This window comes from Nonomuraea sp. CX421 (assembly GCF_059358955.1).
Genome location: NZ_JCADBK010000022.1, coordinates 78,489 through 96,641, shown reverse-complemented (window position 1 = coordinate 96,641; position 18,153 = coordinate 78,489). Strand labels below are relative to the sequence as shown.

Genomic DNA, 18,153 nt, shown 5'->3' with positions numbered 1-18,153 from the left:
CCCTGCTGTCCCAGGTGCTCGGTTGAGGTTTCACCGTGCGCTCGTTCGCTCATCAAGCGATTGGAAAATACTTGATGAGCCAGTCAGAGGGTGTGGCGGAATAGCGCAGGAAAGAATCTACATTGTAAAGGACATGTCGTTTATGCAAATTACATACACCGACAGAACAACCACAACCATTCACCAATGCCGCCCGGAATCAAATGCCCGGTCCGACGGGCTGATGGCCGGCTGGTTCCGCCACTGGCGGAGGAGGGGTCACCGCCGGATCTCGTAGACCAGGTTGAACGGGGTCTGCGCGGCCCGCCGGAACCGGGTGAAGCCCGCGTCCGTCATCACCTCGTGGATCGCGGCCTCACCGGCCTGCGCGCCGAGCGCGTACCCGCCCGGCTGGGACAGCCCGTTGGGGACGCACAGGAACGTGGAGGCGCTGTAGTACAGCCGCCCTATGGGGGTGAAGTTCTCCTCGACCCGGTCGGAGGCGAACGGTTCCACCAGGAGCCACGTGCCGTCCGGAGCCAGTGCCTCGTGTACCCGCCGGGCCGCTGCGAGCGGGTCTCCCATGTCATGCAGGCAGTCGAACATGGTCACCAGGTCGACGTCGGCGCCGGTGAACGTCTGCGCGGTGGCCACCTCGAAGCCGACCCGGTCGGTGAGCCCTTTTTCGGCGGCCCGCGCGCGGGCCCGCGCGATCGACTCGGCGTGGTAGTCGAAGCCGGTGACCGTGGTGCGCGGGTAGGCCTCGGCGAGCAGGATGGACGAGGAGCCGAGGCCGCAGCCGACGTCGGCGACCCGGGCGCCGGCGGTGAGCTTGGCGTCGACGCCGTCCAGGGCGGGGATCCAGTCCGGGACCAGCGCGGCGGCGTAGCCGGGCCGGAAGAAGGCGTCGCATCCGATGAAGACGTCCTCGTGGTGTTCGTGCCAGCCGACGCCGGCGCCGGTGCGGAACGCCTCGGTGATGCGTGGTTCGGCGCGCAGCATGCCCAGGGCGATGAGGAAGGCCGCCGGCACGTTGGGGCCGTCGGGGTCGGCCAGGCAGAACGCCTGTTCCTCGGTCAGGGAGAATCGGCCGGTTCGGGGATCGTGGTCGACGTAGCCGCCGGCGGCCTGGCCGCGCAGCCATTCGGTGAGGTAGCGCGGGTGGCATCCGGTGCGTTCGGCGAACTCCTCCGGGGTCGCGGGTCCTCGGGTGAGCGCGCGGTAGAGGCCGAGCCGGTGACCGATCACGACGGAGCCGGCGGCGTCGGTCGCCGCCAGGTCGGTCACGAACCGTTCCATGAAGGCGTTCACCTGGTCGTTGTCCATCGCCGTCCTCTTTCCCCCGGGTGTGCTCGTTGCCGGTCATACCCCGATCGGGGTGGGGCCTGACGGGCGGCCGATCCGGTCGCGGGCCTGGTGCGGTGCGGGTGGAGCCGGGTGAATAGACTTGTCCGACGTGACTTCGAAGCCGCGTATCCCTGATGTCCTGGCCGCTCGTTATGCCTCGCCGGAGCTGGCCCGGTTGTGGTCGCCCGAGTACAAGGTGGTGGCGGAGCGCCGGTTGTGGCTGGCGGTGTTGCGGGCGCAGGCGGAGCTGGGCGTGGCGGTGCCCGAGGGCGCGGTGGCCGACTACGAGAAGGTGGTCGAGCGGGTCGATCTGGAGTCGATCGCGGCGCGGGAGCGGGTGACCCGGCACGACGTGAAGGCGCGCATCGAGGAGTTCAACGCGCTGGCCGGGCATGAGCAGGTGCACAAGGGGATGACCTCGCGTGACCTGACGGAGAACGTCGAGCAGTTGCAGGTGCGTGACAGCCTGCTGCTGGTGCGTGATCGGGTGGTGGCGTTGCTGGCGCGGCTGGCGTCGCTGGCGGAGGAGCACGAGGCGACGGTGGTGGCGGGCCGTTCGCACAATGTGGCGGCGCAGGCGACGACGCTGGGCAAGCGGTTCGCGTCGGCGGCCGACGAGCTGCTGGTGGGGTTCCGGCGGCTGGAGGAGCTGGTCGGGCGCTATCCGTTGCGGGGGGTCAAGGGGCCGGTGGGCACCGCGCAGGACATGCTGGACCTGCTGGGCGGTGATCGCGGCAAGCTGGCCGAGCTGGAGGGGCGGGTGGCGGCGCATCTGGGGTTCGAGCGGCGGTTGACGAGTGTGGGGCAGGTCTATCCGCGGTCGCTGGACTTCGAGGTGGTGTCGGCGTTGGTGCAGCTGGCGGCGGCGCCGTCGTCGCTGGCCAAGACGATCCGGTTGATGGCGGGGCACGAGCTGGTGACGGAGGGGTTCAAGGAGGGGCAGGTCGGCTCGTCGGCGATGCCGCACAAGATGAACACCCGGTCGTGCGAGCGGGTCAACGGGCTGGCGGTGGTGTTGCGGGGTTACGCCTCGATGGTGGGGGAGCTGGCGGGTGACCAGTGGAACGAGGGTGACGTGTCGTGTTCGGTGGTGCGCCGGGTGGCGTTGCCGGACGCGTTCTTCGCCTTCGACGGTCTGGTGGAGACGATGTTGACGGTGCTGGACGAGTTCGGGGCGTTCCCCGCGGTGATCGCGGCGGAGCTCGATCGTTACCTGCCGTTCCTGGCGACGACGAAGATGCTGATGGCGGCGGTGCGGGCGGGTGTGGGCCGTGAGCAGGCGCATGAGCTGATCAAGGAGCACGCGGTGGCGTCGGCGCTGGCGATGCGGTCGCGTGGGGTGGCCAACGAGTTGCTGGACCGGCTGGCGGCCGATGAGCGGTTCCCGCTGGATCGGGCGGCGTTGGAGGGGTTGCTGGCTGATCGGGTGTCGTTCACGGGGGCGGCTGCTGATCAGGTGGAGGCGGTGTCGCAGCAGGTGGGTGAGCTGGTGGCGGCGTATCCGGAGGCGGCCGTCTACCGTCCGGGCGCGATTTTGTGATGCGTGAGCTGACCTCGCCGGACCGGGTGCGGGCGGCGTGTGGTGATGACGATCTGCTGGTGTGGGTGGCGCAGGGGCTGACGGGCGGGGCTCGGGCGTGGGCGCTGGGTGACGCGGTGGTGGCGGCGGCGCCGGGGGTGGCGCGGGGTGACCGGCTGGCGGTGTGGGGCGGCGTGGCGGACGCGGTGGAGCTGGTGCGGTACGCGCTGGCGGAGGTGGGGCCGTCGTTCCGGCCGCTGGGCGGGGCTGAGCTGGTGGCCGAGGTGGCGTCGAAGGTCGAGGGGCTGGAGGTCTCGGGGGCGTTCTCGTGGATGAGCCTGCCCGGCGGGTCGTTCACGCGTGGTGGCGGTGTGGTGCGTGCGGGTGGGGCCGGGTCCGGTGTTGCCGCGGCTGTGGGTGAGGTGGGGTGGCTGGGGCCGGAGGTCGATGGGGAGGTGGCGGCGTTGCTGGCGGAGGCGGCGCCGCGGTCGTACGCGGTGCCGGGCGGGGCCGGGGTGCGGCGGTGGGCCGGGGTGCGGGTGGAGGGGCGGTTGGTGGCGGTGGCGGCCGATGCGTGGAGTGCTCCGTCGGTGGGGTTGGTGGCGGGGGTGGCGACGGCGGTGGCCTGGCGGGGGCGGGGGCTGGCCGAGCGGGTGTGCCGGTGGGTGTCGGGTGAGCTGGTGGCGGCGCATGGGCGGGTGGCGCTGATGGTGGATGACGACAATCCGTCGGCGATCGGGGTGTACGAGCGGATCGGGTACGGGCGGGTTCCGGTGAGGTCGTCGCGGCTCCGCTGAGCCTGTTCGCTGTCCTTCTGTGCCGTTGAGCCCGGGTCGAACGGTTCGGGGGATTAATTCGGGTGAGGTTGCGGAGGGCGTCAGGCACAGTGGGCGGTGTGATGTCCGATTTTGTGCCTGGTATTGAGTTGTCCCGCGCGTTCTACGCCGAGGTGGTGGCGCCGCTGGTGGCCGGTGTGCCGCACAGTGCCGCGTTGATCGGGCCGGGGTCTGAGGTGCTGGCGTTCGACACGGGGCGTTCGGCCGACCATGACTGGGGTCCGCGGGTGCTGGTGTTCACGGCGCCGGAGGCGGTGGAGGCCGTGGAGGCGAGGGTGGTGGCGGGGCTGCCTGGCCGGTTTCGCGGTTTTGAGACGGTGTTCGACTATCACGGGGTGGTGCGGCCGGGGGTCGAGGTGGCGGATCTGGGGGTGTGGCTGGAGGGGCGGCTCGGGTTCGATCCGGAGGGCGGCGGGGGGATTTCGCTGCTCGACTGGTTGTCGGTGCCGTGGCAGAGCCTGGCCGAGGTGACCGGGGGTGAGGTCTTCCACGATGGGCTGGGCCGGTTGGAGAAGGTCCGGGCGGCGTTGCGGTGGTATCCGGCTGACGTGTGGCGGTATGTGTTGGCGTGTCAGTGGCGGCGCATCGCGCAGGAGGAGCCGTTTCCTGGGCGGTGCGGGGAGGTGGGTGACGAGCTGGGGTCGGCGGTGGTGGCGGCGCGGCTGGCGCGTGAGGTGATGCGGCTGGCGTTGTTGTTGCGGCGGCGTTATCCGCCGTACGCGAAGTGGCTCGGTAGTGCGCTGGCGCGGTTGCCGGGGTCGGCGGAGCTGGGGGAGGCGTTGGGGTCGGCGTTGGCGGCGCGGTCGTGGCGGGCTCGGGAGAGTGGTCTGGCGGCGGCGTACGGGCGGGTGGCGGCGATGCAGAACCGGGTGGCGCTGGCGGAGCGGCTGGATGAGCGGGTGCGTGGTTTCCACGATCGGCCGTTCCAGGTGATCGGGGGTGACCGGTTCGCGCGGGCGTTGCTGGAGGCGGTGTCGGATCCGGTGGTCAGGGCGTTGCCGTTGGTGGGGAACGTGGACCAGGTGTCGGATTCGGTGGATCTGCTGATGGCGCCGTCGCGGGCGCGCGCGGTCACGGCGGCCGCTCTCGGTCTCGGGGCGTGAGCCGGGTTTGGGCGGGGCGGGGGCGCCGCCTGCGGCGCGGGGAGTGGTCGCCGGGCGGGTGTTGTGGCCGGTCTCGGTGAGTGGTCGCGGGCGTGGTCCGGGCCGGCGGTCTCGCGGGGGTGGCGAGCGAGGTGTGCTCGTGGCGAACGTGCCGCCTGCCGCCGACTTTCCGGCGGTACGGTGCGCGCATGGCGATGATCGACACGTTGGGGCTCGGGTACGACGAGGCGGGGCCTGGCGGTGACGTGGCGGTGGTGTTCTCGCATGCCGGGGTGGCCGATCGGCGCATGTGGGAGCACCAGTTCCGGGAGCTGTCGCGGCGGCACCGGGTGATCCGCTATGACTGGCGCGGCCACGGCGAGTCGGGTGATCCCGGCGAGTGGGTGTGCCATCACGAGGATCTGCTGGCGGTGCTCGACGCGCTGGGCGTGCGGCGGGCGGTGCTGGTGGGCTCGTCGATGGGTGGCGCCTACGCTCTGGAGTCCGCGCTCGTGGCGCCGGAGCGGGTGGCGGGGCTGGTGCTCATCTGTTCCGGCCTGTCGGGGCACTCGTGGCCGCCGGAGATGCTGGCCCAGGCGGGCCAACGGGTGCACGGCGCGGTGCCGGCCGACCGGCTGGCCCGCTATCGCGACGGGTCCGCGGGCCGGGTTGATCCGGCTGACACGCTGGCCATCGCCCGGGCTCACACGTTGTGGCAGGTGGCCGGTCCCGACCGGGGCCGGGCCGATCTGGCCGACGAGGTGTGGGAGGCCGCGGTGGAGATGTGCCGGGAGGTGTTCCGCCGCGAGTGGAGCGGCCCGCCTGCCGTCGAGCGGCAGCTCGATCCGCCGGCGGCCGGCCGGCTGGGTGAGGTGGCCGCGCCCACCCTGGTGATCAACGGGCTGGCGGACGTGCCGGGCATCCAGGAGGTGTCCGGGCTGCTGGCGGCGGGCATCCCGGGTGCGCGCCGCGTCGACCTGCCGGAGACCGGCCACCTGCCCCCGCTGGAACGTCCCGTCGAGGTGACCGCCGCGCTGCGCGACTTTCTGGCCTCCGCTCTGACGCCGTGAGCGTGGGTGTTGATCAGGAGCTCGCTCACAGCACCTGTGCGGCAAGCTCCTGTCCCAGGTCGCGCAGCGGCGCGAGCCGGTTGGGCAGGGCGGCGGCCGCGTAGGCCCGGGCCGGCTCGGCCGCGCGGGCGCGGGATGAGTCCAGGACAACGAGCTGGGTGACCGCCAGCAGCGCTTGCGGCCCGAGAGAGCGGCCTGGGTCATCGCCTCGCGGCCGGTCGTCTCGGGAAACCACAGGGCCGGATAGCCGAGGCCCTCGATGGCGGCGGCCGCCTGACGCATGGCGAGGGCGGGATAGAGCGGTCCATCTCGCCCGCCCAGATGCCGACCCGTCCGAGGCCGAGCGTGCTCATCGGTCCTGCTTGGCAGTGTCCTGGGCGGCCAGGAAGCCGGCGATCTGGGCCGCTCCCGTCCGCTGCAGCCAGGTGCGCAGGTCCATCAGGCCGGGGTGCAGCACGCGGGTGAAGGGGACGTCGGCGCGGTAGCCGCGTTCGTTGAGCCAGGTATAGGCGAAGGCGAACTCCTCGCCGATCTGCGCGATCGCCTCGATCGGGATCTGGACGTACGGCAGCGGCCGGCCGACGGCTTCGGAGATGGCCGCGGCGATCTGGCGCGGGGTCAGTTCGTCCCCGGCCAGGTCGACCGCGCGCCCGATCCACTCGCCCGGCTGGGCGAAGGCCAACGCGGCGAAGGCGCCGACGTCGTCGACGGCCATGACCTGCTGGGGCACGTCAGCGGCGAACGCGGTGGCCACGGTGCCGTCGTGCAGGTGGTAGGCGCCGGTGTAGTTCTCCATGAAGGAGACCGGGCGCAAGAAGGTCGCGGGCAGGCCCAGCCGGGTGATATGCTGTTCGATCCGCCACTTGTTGATCGTGTTGCTCGGCAGTTTCTCGGTGTTGTGGCGGCCGGCGCCGGCGAGCGAGGCGTAGACCAGGTGGCGCACGTCGGCGGCGTGCGCCGCGTCGGCGACGTTGCGGCCCCAGCGGACCTCGTCCTCGGCCGAGAAGCCCGGCGGAGTGCCCGGGGAACCGACGGTGGGCTGCACGCTGTACAGGCCGTAGGCGCCCTCGGCCGCTGCGACGAGCGAGGCGAGGTTGTCCATCTCGGCGCGGACAACCTCGGCGCCCGCCTGCGCCAGCGCCCGGGCCGGCGCAGCGGCCGGATCGCGCGTCACCGCCCGTACCTGCCAGCCGTCGGCGAGCAGTCGTGCTGTCACGGCCCGGCCCTGCAGGCCGGTCGCCCCCTCCACCACGATGGTCTTCACGATGTGTCTCCAGAAGGTAGGCATGCGGCGGCCACCCACCTAAGTGGGGTGGCCCTCCGGTTCTGGGTGAGTACGATATGGAGGACCACCCCGTTTTTGCAAGCCCGCCGGAGAGCACATGCCGCCTGACAGCCGTGCGACCGCGCCCACGCGTCCGATGCGCGCGGACGCACGCCGCAACTACGACCGCATCCTGGCCGCGGCCGCCGAGGCCGTCGCCGAGCACGGAGCCGAGGCGTCACTGGAGGAGATCGCCCGGCGCGCCGACGTCGGCTCGGCCACGCTGCACCGCCACTTCCCCTCCCGGCAGCAACTGCTGGAGGCCGTCTTCCGGGACAAGGTCGAGGCCCTGTGCGCCACTGCTGCCGACCTGGCCGCCGACCCCGACCCCGGACGGGCGCTGGCGAGCTGGCTCGGAGCCGTCGCCAGGCACGCCGTGTCCAACCGGGGCCTGGCCGCCTCACTGATGGGGGGAGCCCGCAACGGCGATCCGGCCCTGGGCGCCACCTGCCACACGATGATCACCAACGCCGGAGCGGACTTGCTGGCCCGCGCATGCCGGGCGAACGCCGCACGGCCCGATGTCTCGATCACGGACCTGCTCAAACTTGTCAACGCCATCTGCCTGGCCGTTGAGCAGGAACCCGACGGCGCGGCCCAGGCCGACCGGCTGCTCACCCTTGCGCTCACCGGAGTGCACCCTGCAGGAGAAACGGCGGGTCGAAAGATGTGACACAGACACCGCCGTGCTGGTCACCGGCTCGCCCGACGAGCTCGCCCCGCTGGCGCGGCTCGTCGTCGCCGAGGTGTGTCGGTTGCCTGCGCCAGGCGTTCCCCTCCTGCGCCTGGCCTGGCCTGCGGGTCGTGCACGACGCCTCCGGCGAGGTGGCGGCAGCGGCCGGAGTGCCCGCCGTCGGCGACGGCACCGAGGTCGCCGTCCGGGTGGAGGCCGGCCGGATCGTCGCCCGCGCCGACGGCCGCGGCGCCTGCCACGCCGCCGCCACCAGCGTCGTCACAATGCGCGACCATCACTCCCGATGAGCTTTCACCGGGCATCGCCTGGCGGGCCGGCCGGCCGGCCGTCGGGATCTCCTGGCGGCCGGCCGAGCGAGTCGATCCAGTGTTCCAGCCGGTCGCCTTCGCGGGTCATGAGCTCGGGGTCGCGGAAGGTGTTGGTGAGCAACGAGATCCCCTGGTAGGCGGCGATCAGGGCGACCGCGAGGTCGCGGGAGTCGCTTCGGCCCATCGAACGGAACTGTTGCTCGGTCCAGTCGATCAGGACCCGCATGACCTCGGCCACAGTCCGGTCGAGACCATCGGCGCGTTTGTCGAGCTCCGAGGCCAGGGTTCCGGTGGGGCAGCCGTACTGGGCGGTGAGGTCGCGTTGCCGTATCCAGCCGCCGATGAGTGTCTTCAGCCGGTCCTGCGGGGTGGGGAGCTCGTCGAGCGAAGAGATCATTTCCTGGAGGCTCCGCGCGTGCGCGCCGATGGCCGCCTCGACGAGGTCGTCCTTGGTCTTGAAGTAGTAGTAGACGTTGCCCACGGGGATGCCGGCCGCCTGCGCGATGTGAGCGAGCGTTGTCTTCTCCACGCCCTGCTCGTGCAGCATCCGCACTGCGGCGGCCGTCAGCTGCTCCCGTTTGCCCCGCTTCGTGGGGGCCGGGGTCCGATCACTTTTCTTCAAGTCGGTCACCTGACTAACCATAGACACCGGCGGGATCGACTGGCTATGGTCATATCTCAGTCAGTCAACTAACTTGCCGGGGGAAAGCTCCCGCGATGACTGGTCACCACCGAGGGGAAAGCTCATGATCGTAGTAACCGGAGCCACCGGCAACGTCGGCCGGCCGCTCGTGCGGGCCCTCGCGACAGCCGGAGAGCAGGTGACGGCGGTGTCCCGAGGAGTCTCGGATGTGACGGTGCCGGAAGGCGTCCGGCACCGCCAGGCGGACCTGGCCGTCCCTGAGAGCCTTCGGCCCGTCTTCGACGGCGCCGACGCGGTGTTCCTCCACGACGGTGGTGCCGCCGCGCACCTGGTGAGCCCCCAGGGCATCCTCGACGTCGCGAAAGCCGGCGGCGTTCGACGGGTCGTCCTGCTGTCCTCCCAAGGGGTCGCAACCCGGCCGGAGTCGCCGTCCCATGGGCGCATGGGACTGTCCATCGAGGACGCCGTCCGGCGGTCGGGCATGGACTGGACGATCCTGCGACCCGGCGGCTTCGCCTCCAACACCTTGGCGTGGGCCGAGACGATCCGCACGCGGCGCACGGCCGCCGCGCCCTTCGGCGATACCGGACTGCCGCTCATCGACCCGGCCGACATCGGCGAGGTAGCCGCGGCCGCCCTGCGCGAGGACGGTCACGCCGGGCGGATCTACGAGTTGACCGGGTCGGCCCTCAGCACGCCCCGGCAACGAGCCGAGGTGATCGGCGACGCGCTCGGCGAGCCGATCCGCTTCGTCGAGCAGACCCGCGACGAGGCCCGCGCGCAGATGCTGCGGTTCATGCCCGAGCCCGTGGTCGAGACCACCCTCGACATCCTCGGCGATCCCACTCCCGCCGAGCGGAGGATCAGCCCCGACGTCGAACAGGTCCTCGGCCGCACGCCCCGCACGTTCGCCGCGTGGGCGATCCGCAACATCGCCGCCTTCAGATGACCCATCCGAGGTGACGTTCCGCGGTTTCCGCGCCCGTACCCGGCACACCGCCGCGGGCGCGGAACGCCGTAGATCTCATCCGCGCACCGTGATGGTCCTCAGATGCGGGTCGGCGGCGATCTCGGCCTCGGCGAACCGCCCGGTGACCCACGGGCCGCGCGATAACAGGTCCGTCTGGTCGGTGCGGTGCGCCGAGGCGGGGTTGGCGGACAGGGAGTAGGTGAGGACGGTACGCATGCGCGGCCCGTCCGGGGTGAGCGCGACGGCCTTCAGGAAGCTGGAATCGGGTGGCCGTAAAGGGGAACACGGCGAGGACGAACACGGCTGACACGCACACGGCCCGGACGAGAACATCCCGCTCATGCCGCGGCGCCGCCCGCACCTGCGGGCCGGCCCGCGCCGGGCAGGCGTGAGCACCCGCCCACCCGGCCCGCTTACCGGTATTCCTATCCCGAACGGTATTTGTATCCCGGTTGTAGAATGGGGCACATGGTACGGCCTGCGCTGACACCCGAGGAACGCCTGCGCGGCGAACGCCTCGGCCTGCTCCTGCGCCAAGCCCGAGGCGAACGCAGCATCGTCGAGGTCGCCGCCGCCGCCGGCATGTCCGCCGAGACCCTCCGCAAGATCGAGACCGGCCGCATCGCCACCCCCGCCTTCTTCACCATCGCCGCCCTCGCCGAGGTCCTCCACATCCCCCTCGACCACCTGGCCGCCCGGCTCACCACCAGCGTCCCCACCTGAGCACCCCGCCGGCCCGCTCGGCACGCCACCGGCGGAGAACCCGTCGCCGACCCGAACGCCCCAGCCTGCCCGCGCGGGGAGCCAAGCGCCACCGTCGACCAGCCCAGCGGACGACGCCCGGGGGAGAGTCGTCAGTCGGACGGCCGCGGCTCCCGCAGCAGCGGATGCGCCCGCATCGCCACCTCCAGCTCACCCGGCAACTCGTCACGGTAACGCCCCAGCGTCGACAGATCGCTGTGCCCCAGCACCCGCCGCACCGCGTCCATGTCGACCGCGTCGGCCAGCAGATGCGTCGCCGTCGTATGCCGTAACCCGTGCGGCGTCACCGAACGCCGCCGCTCCGGATCCACCCGCGCCCGCACCCGGTCGATCACCGCCTGCACGTCGCCCCGCGCCAGCCGCCGCCCCCGCCACGACAACAGCAACGCCTTGTCCGGCACCGCCGCCCGCCCCCGCGCCAGATAGTCGTCCAGCGCCGCCGCCACGTCACGGGGGAGCGGCACATCACGCGTGCGGCCCCCTTTGCCGAAGATCCGCCAGTAACGCACTCCGTCATTGGTGTAGAAATCCTCGACGTTGGCCCGCACCAGCTCCGACACCCGCGGCCCCATCGTCGACAACAACAGCACGATCAACGCGTCGCGCGTCTCCATCCGCTGATCACGCCGGCCCTCGCCGCGCTCCTCGCTCATCGACCGCGCCGCGCCGATCAGCCCCTGCGCCTGCTCACGCGTCAACGCCCGCCGCTCCGGCCGCAGCCCGCCCCGCTCCCGCGCCGTCACCGTCGACGACGCCATCGGATCGACCTGCACCCAGCCGGCCAGCACCGCATGCTTGAACAACGCCGACACCGACCGGCGAAAACGCGCCTGCGACGACGGTGACTGCGACGCGCCCCCGGCCCGCCCCTCACCGTCCGCACCGGCCACCGCCCCACCGCCCCCAGCACCCCCGGTGGCTCCGCCGCCCCGGGCGGCGGAGCGCCGCCCGTCCGGCTTGCGGGCGAACGCCAGCAGCACCGCGTCCATGTCGGCGCCCGTCAGATCGTCGAGCACCGTCTCCGCGCCCGCCAGCGCCACGAACGTCACCACGTCACGCGCGTAGACCTCGGCCGTCGACCGCGACAACGCGCCCGTCAGCGACTTGGCCCGCACCAACTCCACATAGCGGTCAGCCGCCTCCGCCACCGTCACCCGTTCGAGCTCCGCAGGCCGCACCGTCACCCCTCACCCTCGCCACGAGAACCCAACCCCGAGGATCCACGAGGAGACGGTAGCGGCCGCCACCGACAGAAAATCAGATGTCGCGGAACGTCTCGATCCGAGCCCCCAGCGCGTTCAACCGCTCGGCCAGATCCTCATACCCCCGGTTGATCACGTACACGTTCCGCAGCACCGACGTGCCCTCGGCCGCCATCATCGCCAGCAGCACCACCACCGCCGGACGCAACGCCGGCGGGCACATCATCTCCGCGCTGCGCCACCGCGTCGGACCCTCCACCAGCACCCGATGCGGATCCAGCAGCTTCACCGACGCGCCCAGCCGCGTCAGCTCCGTCAGATAGATCGCCCGGTTGTCGTAGACCCAGTCATGGATCAGCGTCGAGCCCTGCGCCGCCGCCGCGATCGCCGCGAAGAACGGCACATTGTCGATGTTCAGCCCCGGGAACGGCATCGGATGGATCTTGTCGATGGGGGAGACCAGCTTCGACGGCCGCACCGTCAGATCCACCAGCCGGGTACGCCCGTTCGCCGCCGGATACTCCACCCCCCGATCGTGATCGAGGCCCATCTCCTCCAGCACCGCCAGCTCGATCTCCAGGAACTCAACCGGCACCCGGCAGATCGTCAGCTCCGACGACGTCACCACCGCCGCCGCCAGCAGGCTCATCGCCTCCACCGGATCCTCGGAAGGGGAGTAGTCGACGTCCCGCTCGATCGAGGCCACCCCGTGCACCGTCAGCGTCGTCGTGCCGATGCCCTCGACCCGCACGCCCAGCTGCTCCAGGAAGAAACACAGGTCCTGCACCATGTAGTTGGACGAGGCGTTGCGGATCACCGTCACCCCGTCGTGCCGCGCCGCCGCCAGCAGCGCGTTCTCCGTCACCGTGTCGCCCCGCTCGGTCAGCACGATCGGCCGCGACGGCGACACCTCGCGATCCACCCGCGCGTGGTAGAAGCCGCCCGTGGCCGTGATGTCCAGCCCGAAGGGCCTCAGCGCCGACATGTGCGGCTGCACCGTACGGGTGCCCAGATCGCACCCGCCCGCGTACGGGATCCTGAACTGCTCGGTCCGGTGCATCAGCGGACCGAGGAACATGATCACACTCCGGGTACGGCGAGCCGCCTCGGTGTCCATCGCCTCCAGCTCCAGCCGCGCCGGAGGCACGATCTCCAGATCGTTGCCCTCGTTGATCCACCGCGCCCGCACCCCGATCGAGGCGAGCACCTCCAGGATCCGGTAGACCTCCTCGATCCGCGCCACCTTCCGCAGGATCGTCCGCCCCGAGTTCAGCAGCGACGCGCACAGCAACGCCACGCACGCGTTCTTCGACGTCTTGACGTCGATGCTGCCCGACAGCCGCCGGCCGCCCACCACCCGCAGATGCATCGGCCCCGCGTACCCCAGCGACACGATCTCGCTGTCGAGTGCCTCACCGATGCGCGCGATCATCTCAAGACTGATGTTCTGGTTGCCGCGCTCGATCCGGTTGACCGCGCTCTGACTCGTCGCCAGCGCGTCGGCCAGCTGAAGCTGCGTCCAACCACGATGCTGACGCGCGTCCCGAATCAACCGGCCAATCCGTACAAGATAATCGTCTGTCACAGGACGAGACCATATCTCACATATGAGATGCGATCGGGTTATCCGCGCCCGACGCGCCGGACAGCTCCCGATGCACCGCCAACCGCGCCGGAGTCGACTCCGCCGCCCGCTTACCCACGAACGCCTCCCGCGCCGCCCGGAACCCGCTCCGATCGTCGAACATGTCCCGGCTCATCTCCGCCAGCTCCTCCACCCGGTACGCGTCCAACGGCTTACGCCGCTCATCCACCTCCCGCGCCTCCCGCTTGGCCGCCAGCAACCGCCCAAAACCGCCGCCGGCCGCCAGCCGCTCGGCGTACTCCACCACCCGCCGCTCGAACTCCAGCCGCGACCCCGCCACCACCCGGTCGGCCAGCCCCAGCTCCACCGCCTCCACGGCCCCCAACGGCAACGCCTCATCCGTCAACCGCCGCGCCACCGACGCCCCCACCCGGCGCGGCAACACGTACGTCCAGAACTCCGACCCGTACAACCCCATCGTCCGATAGTGCGGATTCAGCACCACCGGCTCCCGCACCACCACCCGATCCGCGCCCAGCGCCATCATCACCCCGCCCGCACCCGCGTTGCCGGCCACCGACGCCACCACCAGCTGCCCCGTGCACGCGATCACCTCCCGGCACACCTGGTTGATCGCGTTGATGTTGCGCCACGCCTCCACCTCCGGATGACGCGCCGCCTCGATCACGTTCAGATGAATCCCGTTGGAGAACACCTCACCACCACGCAGCACCAGCACCCGCGTGTCCTGCGCCACCGCGTACCGCAACGCCGACACCAGCCTCAGGCACTGCTCCGCCGACATCGCCCCGTTGTAGAAGTCGAAACTCACCACCCCGACATCCCCGCCACGGTCGTAGGTCACCTCACCCCACCCCGGACGCTCCGGCACCCCGGCCACCCGCTCACCCAGCACCGCGACAGCCGGCAGCTTCACACCTCCCGGCGCGTCCAGCCGCAACTGCCCCACCCACACCGAGCCGTCGCCGGTACGCACCAGCACCGCACCCTCGCCCCTGCCCACCACCGATCCCGGCGGCCCGGACGGCACCGGCGGCACCGGACCCCGGTACACGTCGAACACCCGCACCGGCAGACCGCACAACTCCGCCCGCCCGCCCGGAGCGCCGTCGGCGGCCCGCACCCGCCGCACCACCGCGTCCGTCGGCTCCGCCCACGAGAACTCCCGATCCGCCCGGCGCATCGCCGGCCGCGCGCGCCCCCGCACCTCCGGCCGCCGATAGTCCAGCGGCACCGGCGCGAACCCCGGATCCGCCGCCTTCGCCGCCACCTCCACGACCAGCTCCACCGCCGCGTCCGCCACCGCCCCGTTGTACAACGCCGACTTGCGCGGCGGCTCGGCCGGCAGCGGGAACGTCCGCCACCCCCAGATCGGGCCCGCGTCCATCTCCTCCACCGCCTGCAACGCCGTCACCCCCCACTCGGGCTCCGCGCCGGCGATCGCCCAGTCCAGCGACGACGGCCCCCGATCACCCGGCGGCCCCGGATGGATGACGACCGTACGGTGGTGACGCCACAGCCGCCCCGGCACCCGCTCCTTCAGGAACGGGCAGATCACCAGATCCGGCTTGGCCAGCTCGACCGCCTCGAGCATCACCCGCTCCGACAGCGCCAGCTCCACGCTGACATCGTGACCGGCCCGGCGCAGCTCCAGCCAGGCGCGCTGGGTCAGGCCGTTGAACGACGAGCACAGAAGCAGGATCCGCAACGGAAGGTTCCTCCGGACGTTCGAGGGGATGGACAAGCCCGTCGATCTTGACACGTCCGAGCAAACTTCGCTGACAAATCACCACAAAAAGAGAGCGCCCGTCAGTGGTCACCCCCACGCAACGACCCCCACCACCCCGACAACCGATCAAGCCGGTAGAACAACCGCGGCGGCACATGCGGAAGCAACCGCGAATGCCGCCGGCCCAGCACCGCGATCAACTGCTCCGGCGGCAGACCGATGTACCGCGGCAGACTCTCGTACCACCGGGCGCTGTAACGGGCCGCCCGCTGAGAACCCCGGATCGCGACCTGACGCCCCCGCTCGAAACCGGCCAGCGCGGGCTCCAACTCCATGCCCCCGTGCAACGCGCCGACCAGAAAGGCCGCATCCTCCAACGCGAGCGCCGTCCCCGCCCCGATGGAGTAATGCGTCGTATGCGCGGCATCCCCGAGCAACACCAGATTGCCGCGGAACCACGTCCGGTTCGTCACCGTACGGAAGTTCAGCCAGTGCGCCCCGCCATCGGCCTGCGCCCGGCCGGCCAGCGGATGCCCATCCAGCATCCCGGCGAACAACTTCTCCAGCAGACCCAGGCAGTCGGCCTCGTTCGCCTCCCCGAACCCCAGCCCACTCCACGTCGCGGGGGAGCACTCGACGACACAGGTGCTCTGCCCCTCACTGAACGGATAGCCGTAACACCAGATCCAGCCACACTCGGTCTCCACGAAGGCGAACGTGAACGCCTCGAACACCCTGGTCGTACCCAGCCAGATGTACATGTTCCGGCCGACCGCGACCTCGGTGCCGAAATGCTCGGCATGACGCTCGCGCAACCCGCTGTTCACGCCGTCGCCCGCGATGACCAGGTCGGCGCCGGCCACCTCCTCCTCGGCGGCGATCTCACGCTCGAACTCGACGCGCACACCGAGCGACAGGGCCCGCTCGGTGAGGATCGACAGCAACCGGTGCCGGCCGAGACCGAAGCCCTCCTCACCGTTCTCCACCGTCACCACCGCGCGGTCGTCCAGGTGCGCGGCCCAGCTGTCCCACCGGACCGAGCTCTCGTCGATGGCCTGAGCGGACTCAGGGTCGGCGCCGCGCAGATTGTCCAGCAGTTCGTCCCAGTAAGTCACCCCCCACCCGTACGTCGACCCGGCCGGGTTCCGCTCGTACACGGTGATGTCGTGGGACGGGTCGGTCCGCTTCATCAGGATTGAGAAATACAGGCTGGCGGGTCCACCACCGACGCAGGCGACCTTCACAACAACTCCCTTAGTGACACAATGTGCTCGATATGTCGCACACGGTAGTCGAAGGGGTCGTGGCGAGACCATCTCGTCGCCTCCATCTACCGGTCAGGAGATGGCCAAGCGGCGGCGCGGCTCACACGCCGGGGGAGTGGGGCCGCCTGGCCGCTCACGAGCGGCACGCTGTCAGAACGCGAAGGCGGCGACGCCCTTGTACTCGCCTTGGCGTGCTGAGCCGGTCACCTCGTACTCCAGAAGCAGCAGGCCGTTCGGCGTAGCTTCGTGGCGGAGCAGGCGGAGACCGGACGGGGTGCCTGCGCCGGTCAGCAGCCGCCGGCCGGTCCGGAGGACGGCGGGGGCGACCGCGAGGCGGAGCGTGTCGATCAGGCCCGCCGCCAGTAGCGAGTCGCCGAGGCGAGCGCTGCCGTGGATCTGGAGTTCCCGGCCTGGCCGTGCCTTGAGCTCGGTGACCGCTTGGACCGGGTCGCCCTTGAGGACGGTCGTGGGGTTCCAGGTCCCTTCGGTGAGGGTGTTCGTCACGACGTACTTCGGCAGGGTGTTCATCCGCTCGGTGAACGGGTCGGCCGGGTCGGTGATCTTCGGCCAATCGCGTGCGAACGCCTCGTAGGTCCGCCGTCCGAGCAGCAGGCCGTCGGCGAGGTCGAGCCATTCGGAGGCGCGCTGGACGAACGTCCCGTCCATGTGGGGGACGAGCCAGCCGCCACGGATGAATCCGTCGCTGGTGTCCTCGTCCGGCGAGCCGGGGCCCTGACTGACCCCGTCGAGTGTGACGAACTCGGTGAGAGTGATCTTCATCGCACGCCCTCGGCGAGTGCGGCCAGCTGGCCGGTTACCATCCCCCAGCCCTCGGCGAAGCCGAGTTTCTCATGATGATCGCGGGCCTCCGGGTCGCAGTGCTGGACGACGATGCGGTAGTCGGTGCCGTCCGGGTGATCGTTCAAGGTGATCGTGGCGGTCATCGCGATCGGGGCGGGGCTCACGGGACGCCACGCGCTGTCGATCGCGTTGGTGAACACGATCCGCTCAAGCTCGTCCACGGCGAGAAAACAGGCGTCCAGGTGCGGGACGAACTCGGCCCCGTCGTTGGTCAGCCGCGTCACGAACGCCCCGCCGGGCCGCAAGTCCAGGCGATCCACCCGGCAACGGGACGGAGCCGGGACCCACCACCGCTCAAGCCGGGACGGGTCCGTCCAGGCCCTCCACACGGTCGCGCGCGGGGCGCGGATGATCCGCTCCAGGCCAAAGTCGAGATCGGGATTCACTGCCTGTTCTCCTCTGGGTCGGTGACGAACTGTTCAAGGCGGTCGGTGTGCTCCGTCCAGATCCGGCGCTGCTCCGCGAGCCAATCGTCGACCAAGGCGAGCCGCTCGCGGTTGAGCACGCAGGTGCGCACCCGGCCGGACTTGACCGTGTGGATGAGCCCGTTCGATTCGAGCATCCGCACATGCTTCATGAACGAGGGGAGGGTCATCGGGAACTCGCGGGCGAGGTCGCCGACGCTCGTGGGCCCGCGGCCGAGGCGCCGGACGACGGCGCGCCGAGTCGGGTCGGCGAGGGCGACCAACACCCCGTCGAGCTGCGCCGGATACTGTGCCATGCGGCTAAGTATGGCGTCTCGAAATGGTTAGCGCAAGGGCTAAGTGTCGGGGCCGTCCAGGCGATCGCCGGGCAGCCCCGGGGGCGTCAGAGACGGCTGGTTTGTGCTGCCCTGTTCTTCAATGAGGGATATCGGCTATACCGAACAGAATCCACCTTCTGTCCGGTATCGCGTCTGTATTCCGTACAGACGACAGACCAGGCTTCCTGGGGGTGGACCAACATGGCGGGCGCGT

Annotated in this window: 20 protein-coding genes; 8 read left to right on the top strand and 12 right to left on the bottom strand. The window is 70.8% G+C overall.

What is annotated here, in order from left to right; genetic code table 11:
- Window positions 1-258: 258 nt before the first annotated feature.
- Window positions 259-1,305, bottom strand: coding sequence for a class I SAM-dependent methyltransferase (locus tag AC5L3X_RS30375; RefSeq protein WP_494861513.1), 1,047 nt, complete (start codon window positions 1,303-1,305; stop codon window positions 259-261).
- A gap of 130 nt (window positions 1,306-1,435) precedes the next feature.
- Here AC5L3X_RS30375 and purB point away from each other — a divergent pair, with 130 nt between their 5' ends.
- From purB to AC5L3X_RS30355, 4 genes are all read left to right on the top strand, one after another.
- A complete protein-coding gene (gene purB / locus AC5L3X_RS30370) occupies window positions 1,436-2,866 on the top strand; it encodes an adenylosuccinate lyase (RefSeq protein ID WP_494861512.1) in 1,431 nt (476 codons plus the stop codon).
- The gene (locus tag AC5L3X_RS30365) at window positions 2,866-3,642 is read left to right on the top strand and encodes a GNAT family N-acetyltransferase (RefSeq protein ID WP_494861511.1); all 777 of its coding nucleotides are present in this window, start codon (window positions 2,866-2,868) and stop codon (window positions 3,640-3,642) included. The genes purB and AC5L3X_RS30365 overlap by 1 nt, the downstream gene beginning before the upstream one ends.
- 128 nt (window positions 3,643-3,770) lie before the next feature.
- Window positions 3,771-4,784 carry a DUF4037 domain-containing protein gene (locus AC5L3X_RS30360; protein ID WP_494861509.1) on the top strand — a complete coding sequence of 338 codons (1,014 nt, stop codon included), beginning with the start codon at window positions 3,771-3,773 and terminating at the stop codon, window positions 4,782-4,784.
- A 188-nt stretch (window positions 4,785-4,972) separates the two neighbouring features.
- Complete coding sequence (locus tag AC5L3X_RS30355) at window positions 4,973-5,833, top strand: alpha/beta fold hydrolase (RefSeq protein ID WP_494861507.1); 861 nt, start codon at window positions 4,973-4,975, stop codon at window positions 5,831-5,833.
- A gap of 25 nt (window positions 5,834-5,858) precedes the next feature.
- Here the strand turns inward: AC5L3X_RS30355 and AC5L3X_RS30350 are convergent, their stop codons facing one another.
- The gene (locus AC5L3X_RS30350; RefSeq protein WP_494861505.1) at window positions 5,859-6,068 is read right to left on the bottom strand and encodes a hypothetical protein; all 210 of its coding nucleotides are present in this window, start codon (window positions 6,066-6,068) and stop codon (window positions 5,859-5,861) included.
- Window positions 6,069-6,182: 114 nt separating this feature from the next.
- Window positions 6,183-7,097, bottom strand: a complete 915-nt coding sequence (locus AC5L3X_RS30345) for an NmrA family NAD(P)-binding protein (protein ID WP_494861503.1) — start codon at window positions 7,095-7,097, stop codon at window positions 6,183-6,185.
- Window positions 7,098-7,215: 118 nt separating this feature from the next.
- Between AC5L3X_RS30345 and AC5L3X_RS30340 the strand changes: the two genes are divergently transcribed.
- Entirely contained in the window at window positions 7,216-7,830 is a 615-nt protein-coding gene (locus AC5L3X_RS30340; RefSeq protein ID WP_494861502.1) for a TetR/AcrR family transcriptional regulator, read from the top strand.
- A 131-nt stretch (window positions 7,831-7,961) separates the two neighbouring features.
- A complete protein-coding gene (locus AC5L3X_RS30335; RefSeq protein ID WP_494861501.1) occupies window positions 7,962-8,138 on the top strand; it encodes a hypothetical protein in 177 nt (58 codons plus the stop codon).
- 4 nt (window positions 8,139-8,142) lie between these two features.
- Here the strand turns inward: AC5L3X_RS30335 and AC5L3X_RS30330 are convergent, their stop codons facing one another.
- Window positions 8,143-8,790, bottom strand: a complete 648-nt coding sequence (locus tag AC5L3X_RS30330; protein WP_494861500.1) for a TetR/AcrR family transcriptional regulator — start codon at window positions 8,788-8,790, stop codon at window positions 8,143-8,145.
- Between the two features lie 115 nt (window positions 8,791-8,905).
- Between AC5L3X_RS30330 and AC5L3X_RS30325 the strand changes: the two genes are divergently transcribed.
- On the top strand, window positions 8,906-9,751 hold the full coding sequence (locus AC5L3X_RS30325; protein WP_494861498.1) for an NAD(P)H-binding protein: 846 nt from the start codon (window positions 8,906-8,908) through the stop codon (window positions 9,749-9,751).
- Between the two features lie 75 nt (window positions 9,752-9,826).
- On the opposite strand, the gene AC5L3X_RS30320 is transcribed toward AC5L3X_RS30325, so the two are convergent.
- Window positions 9,827-10,105, bottom strand: coding sequence for a penicillin acylase family protein (locus AC5L3X_RS30320; RefSeq protein ID WP_494861561.1), 279 nt, complete (start codon window positions 10,103-10,105; stop codon window positions 9,827-9,829).
- Window positions 10,106-10,240: 135 nt separating this feature from the next.
- Between AC5L3X_RS30320 and AC5L3X_RS30315 the strand changes: the two genes are divergently transcribed.
- Window positions 10,241-10,495, top strand: a complete 255-nt coding sequence (locus AC5L3X_RS30315; protein WP_494861496.1) for a helix-turn-helix domain-containing protein — start codon at window positions 10,241-10,243, stop codon at window positions 10,493-10,495.
- Between the two features lie 131 nt (window positions 10,496-10,626).
- Here AC5L3X_RS30315 and AC5L3X_RS30310 read toward each other — a convergent pair whose 3' ends face one another.
- The 7 genes from AC5L3X_RS30310 to AC5L3X_RS30280 all read right to left on the bottom strand — a co-directional run bounded on the left by AC5L3X_RS30310 (window position 10,627) and on the right by AC5L3X_RS30280 (window position 17,918).
- The gene (locus AC5L3X_RS30310; RefSeq protein ID WP_494861560.1) at window positions 10,627-11,712 is read right to left on the bottom strand and encodes a tyrosine-type recombinase/integrase; all 1,086 of its coding nucleotides are present in this window, start codon (window positions 11,710-11,712) and stop codon (window positions 10,627-10,629) included.
- Between the two features lie 79 nt (window positions 11,713-11,791).
- Window positions 11,792-13,288, bottom strand: coding sequence for a UDP-N-acetylglucosamine 1-carboxyvinyltransferase (locus tag AC5L3X_RS30305; RefSeq protein ID WP_494861495.1), 1,497 nt, complete (start codon window positions 13,286-13,288; stop codon window positions 11,792-11,794).
- Between the two features lie 49 nt (window positions 13,289-13,337).
- The gene (locus tag AC5L3X_RS30300) at window positions 13,338-15,050 is read right to left on the bottom strand and encodes an enoyl-CoA hydratase-related protein (protein WP_494861494.1); all 1,713 of its coding nucleotides are present in this window, start codon (window positions 15,048-15,050) and stop codon (window positions 13,338-13,340) included.
- Window positions 15,051-15,151: 101 nt separating this feature from the next.
- Window positions 15,152-16,261, bottom strand: coding sequence for an FAD-dependent monooxygenase (locus AC5L3X_RS30295; protein ID WP_494861492.1), 1,110 nt, complete (start codon window positions 16,259-16,261; stop codon window positions 15,152-15,154).
- Between the two features lie 225 nt (window positions 16,262-16,486).
- Window positions 16,487-17,116, bottom strand: a complete 630-nt coding sequence (locus AC5L3X_RS30290; protein ID WP_494861490.1) for a dihydrofolate reductase family protein — start codon at window positions 17,114-17,116, stop codon at window positions 16,487-16,489.
- Entirely contained in the window at window positions 17,113-17,583 is a 471-nt protein-coding gene (locus AC5L3X_RS30285) for an SRPBCC domain-containing protein (protein ID WP_494861488.1), read from the bottom strand. The genes AC5L3X_RS30290 and AC5L3X_RS30285 overlap by 4 nt, the downstream gene beginning before the upstream one ends.
- Window positions 17,580-17,918 carry an ArsR/SmtB family transcription factor gene (locus tag AC5L3X_RS30280; RefSeq protein WP_494861486.1) on the bottom strand — a complete coding sequence of 113 codons (339 nt, stop codon included), beginning with the start codon at window positions 17,916-17,918 and terminating at the stop codon, window positions 17,580-17,582. Before AC5L3X_RS30280 ends, AC5L3X_RS30285 begins: the two co-directional genes overlap by 4 nt.
- Between the last annotated feature and the right edge of the window lie 235 nt (window positions 17,919-18,153).

Excerpts from the sequence above, each read along its gene's own strand:
- AC5L3X_RS30375 (WP_494861513.1), bottom strand. The coding sequence starts at position 1,305 with ATGGACAACGACCAGGTGAACGCCTTCATGGAACGGTTCGTGACCGAC.
- AC5L3X_RS30365 (WP_494861511.1), top strand. The coding sequence starts at position 2,866 with ATGCGTGAGCTGACCTCGCCGGACCGGGTGCGGGCGGCGTGTGGTGAT.
- AC5L3X_RS30355 (WP_494861507.1), top strand. The coding sequence starts at position 4,973 with ATGGCGATGATCGACACGTTGGGGCTCGGGTACGACGAGGCGGGGCCT.
- AC5L3X_RS30340 (WP_494861502.1), top strand. The coding sequence starts at position 7,216 with ATGCCGCCTGACAGCCGTGCGACCGCGCCCACGCGTCCGATGCGCGCG.
- AC5L3X_RS30325 (WP_494861498.1), top strand. The coding sequence starts at position 8,906 with ATGATCGTAGTAACCGGAGCCACCGGCAACGTCGGCCGGCCGCTCGTG.
- AC5L3X_RS30320 (WP_494861561.1), bottom strand. The coding sequence starts at position 10,105 with ATGTTCTCGTCCGGGCCGTGTGCGTGTCAGCCGTGTTCGTCCTCGCCG.
- AC5L3X_RS30315 (WP_494861496.1), top strand. The coding sequence starts at position 10,241 with ATGGTACGGCCTGCGCTGACACCCGAGGAACGCCTGCGCGGCGAACGC.
- AC5L3X_RS30295 (WP_494861492.1), bottom strand. The coding sequence starts at position 16,261 with ATGAAGCGGACCGACCCGTCCCACGACATCACCGTGTACGAGCGGAAC.
- AC5L3X_RS30290 (WP_494861490.1), bottom strand. The coding sequence starts at position 17,116 with ATGAAGATCACTCTCACCGAGTTCGTCACACTCGACGGGGTCAGTCAG.
- AC5L3X_RS30280 (WP_494861486.1), bottom strand. The coding sequence starts at position 17,918 with ATGGCACAGTATCCGGCGCAGCTCGACGGGGTGTTGGTCGCCCTCGCC.